Annotated in this window: 2 protein-coding genes; both read right to left on the reverse strand. The window is 65.7% G+C overall.

Annotation, left to right across the window (positions count from 1 at the left end; genetic code table 11):
- Positions 1-378 precede the first annotated feature (378 nt).
- Positions 379-2,256 carry a bifunctional 3'-5' exonuclease/DNA polymerase gene (locus tag E3T43_RS16555; protein ID WP_241979049.1) on the reverse strand — a complete coding sequence of 626 codons (1,878 nt, stop codon included), beginning with the start codon at positions 2,254-2,256 and terminating at the stop codon, positions 379-381.
- 111 nt (positions 2,257-2,367) lie between these two features.
- Complete coding sequence (locus E3T43_RS16560) at positions 2,368-2,868, reverse strand: hypothetical protein (protein ID WP_134473207.1); 501 nt, start codon at positions 2,866-2,868, stop codon at positions 2,368-2,370.
- Between the last annotated feature and the right edge of the window lie 550 nt (positions 2,869-3,418).

The raw sequence follows: 3,418 nt of genomic DNA on the forward strand, positions 1-3,418 counted from the left end.
CTCTCCGAGCGGACGCAACGCCACATCCCGATACCGGTGCCGACCGCTCAGCCGATCTCACAACGCCCCACCCCGGAGCAAAAAAAACACTCTAGAGACTCGCCGGGCCGGCTGAACCCATGTTATTCAGCAGCCTCCTAGGCCGCAGGCCTCACCTCCCGGCTAGCTCCCACCAAGAATTCCCTCGCAGGAAACCAGGCGGACCCCACGTGCACACAGCCCGCGGGGCCCGCCCTTTTGCGTGCCTCCCCCGCAGATCGGTTGCGTTGATCGACTTAGCCTCGTATGCCGGGCTTGGACCCAGCCTGTTTAGATTTCGACCGACGGGATGGGCGCGTCCCGTGGGCCTGGTCACGTCGGTGCGCTGGTGGTCTCGCCCTATTTGGCCTGGGCGTAGTTGTCGACGGTCGCAACCGTGAGCATGAAATCGACCGGAAAGTCGCCGAAGAGAAGCCGACCGGCGGTTTCGGCGGCCGTGACGATGATCTTCGCCACGACCTCCGCCTGGGCTGCCAACGTGTGTACGATGACCTCGTCGTGCAGAAAGAACACCAGGTGCGGCGCGTAGTCGAAGGGCGCGCGCGCCCGCCCTGGTGCCGCGGGACGCGCGGCCGACGCAGCCAGGCCGGGCCCAGCATCCGCTCGTCTGAGTGCGCTGGTCGCACCGGCACCGGCGGCCGGGAGGGCGGCGAGTTCTCGGCGAATCTCGGCCATCCAGCACAGCGCCCATTCCGCGGCGCTGCCCTGAACGATGAAGTTTCGGGTGAAGCGGCCCCAGTCCCTCGCCTGGCTGCGGGCCCGGCGCTCATCGGTCGCTGTGGCCGCCGGATCGTACGCCTGAGCTTGCACCTCATGCCAACCCTGCCCGGGTACCGGCGACGACCGCCCCAGCCGGGTGGTGACGACTTCGCCTCGCTCGCCGGCCCGGGCCGCCAACTCCGTCAGGGCGATCGCCCGAGGGTAGGCACGCGCCAGGCGCGGCAACAGCCGACCGCTCTCCCCCGTCGTGGCGCCATACATGGCTCCGAGCATGGCGACCTTGGCATGATCGCGCGTCTCCACGACGCCGCTCGCAACGATTCCGGCATAGAGGTCGGTTCCACGCCCGGCCGTAGCCATTCGCTCGTCCTGGGCCAACGCGGCGAGAATGCGCGGCTCCAACTGGGCGGCATCGGCGACGACGAGTTTCCAGCCGTCATCGGCGACCACCGCGCCGCGAATCTGCTTGGGCAGCTGCAACGCTCCCCCGCCGCGCGTCGCCCAGCGGCCGGTCACCACGCCTCCCGGCACGTAGTCGGGGTGGAATCGACCGTTGACGACCCAGGACTCCATCCAGGTCCAGCCGTTGGCGCTGAGCAATCGGGAAAGCTTCTTGTACTGCAACAGGGGCTCAATCACCGGATGCTCGAGCTTCTTCAACTCCCAGCCCCTGGTCGAGGTCACGGCCAGACCCGCGCGTTGCAGGGCCTTGAACAGTTCCTGCGGCGAGTCCGGGTTGAGGGCCTCATCATTCAGTTCCAGCCGGATACGCTGGGCGAGCAGCTCAAGACGGTCCGGTCGCACACCCGGCAGGGCGCGGGGTCCCAGCTCCCGCGTCAGCAGATGATTGTGCACGTCGGTGCGCCACGGAAGCCCAGCGAAGCGCATTTCGGCGGCCACGAGCGCGCCCGCCGATTCCGCAGCGAGCAGCAGGCGCAACCGGCCCGGTTCGGCAGCGGATGCCACGGCGTCGAGTTGACGGCGGAACTCACGCCCGGACGTCGATTCGGGGGCGCGAGAATGGGGGCCAGGTTCGGTGCCACCAGAGTCGCCGGTGCCGTCAGCGGCGTGGTCGGCGAGATCGTCACCGCCATCGTCATCGTCATCGTCATCGTCGACATCAAACTCGAACAGGGTCGCCCGGAGCTCGATCTGGTCGGCTGTCACCGCGCTCGCTGCGTCCCAGCGATCCGGCGCGGCGAGGGCCAGTTCGCTCAACTGGGTCAGGGCGGAATTCTTGAGGATCACGTGGCACAGGCGCAGATCGTGGCAGCGCTCCACCCGGATTCCGGCACTGAGCAGCAGCGGATAGGTGTGGCCGGTGTCGTCCCAGACCCACCGCGGGCGGCCTTCAATGGCCCAGGATTCCCTGGCGGCCACAAACGTTCGAAATTCGTCCAGACTCAGCCGGCGCGGCGGTTGCAGCGAAGCTCCGGCCTCATCGCGGGGTTCGACGACCAGGTCGCCACCGCCCGCCTGCCGCACCAGTACATACACTCTCCTATTCTGCCCGATTCAGCGTGGCTGACCTGTTCACGGCGCCGGGCAGAACGGCACCGTACCCATCGGCTTCGTGGTGCCGATGGGTACGGGGGTTGTGCGTGCCGTCTAGCCAGCGATCTTGTCGCCGCTGGGTGACACCACCCACCAGACGTCGCCGACAGCCTGACCGGTGGTGTCACCGGCCGCCGCATCGCCAGCCCAGTAGTAAAGCGGGAGACCGTTCAGGGTGACCTGCTTGGTGCCATCCGTTCGGGTGATCACGCCAACGGTACCGGTGACTCCGTCGACCGTCGGGGTGTCCGATTCCGCGACGACCGGCGGCCATTTAACGAGACAGTCGCCCTCGCAGGTACTCTCACCGGAGTCGGCGACGTCCTTGTCGAACACGTACAGAGTCATGCCTTTGCTGTCGACGACGATCGTGCCGAGGTCGCTGTCGGCCGTCGCGAGTGTCGCGTCGGCGGCCGGTTCGGCTACTTCGCTTGACGAGCTCGACTCGTCTGCCGCCGGCGGCGTCGCGCCCTGCGAGCATCCGGTCAGTGCGAGAACGCTGATCGCCAGCGCCCCGACGACAGGCCCGACCTTGAGCCATATTTTGCTGTTCATGATTGCTTCCTTTTCTCGGTGCACTGCTTTGAAATGGTGCGTGATTGAGCGGTGCGTGATCACGTGGTGCGTAACGAGGGGCTACGTGAATTAGAACGAGATGCCATGCCGATTGGTTCAGCCCGGCAGAGCATATCCACTGAATCGATATCAGGCTTCAATCTAGAAGTCTGCGCCGACATAGGAACGCGGGTGTGTCGATAACCTGACGGCCCTTTCCCGAAGTGCCACAAGTTGGTCCTGTTCGGCAGCGGTCAGATTGGTCACGGCAGAGGAGATCGGCCAGAAGTCGACCTGGTCGAGATGTGCGTCCGGCAGAAGCATTCGCTTAATGTGACAGCGGCGCTTTCAGCCATCGCAGGAACGTGCCGCGAATCGTTTCTGATGTTTCCACGAGAATAAACAGGGACAAGTTTTACCAAATGTCGCGCATGAAAGCGGCGCGAGGTGAGTGGCGAGTAGCGCTTGTGGGTAGCGCCAGTCCGGTGACTTGGTAGCACGATTCCGGGTACACGGTAGCGCTGGCGGGCGGTGAACTGCTCTGCTGTGA

It is taken from the genome of Cryobacterium sp. Hh7, from assembly GCF_004403155.1.
Lineage (GTDB): Bacteria > Actinomycetota > Actinomycetes > Actinomycetales > Microbacteriaceae > Cryobacterium > Cryobacterium levicorallinum.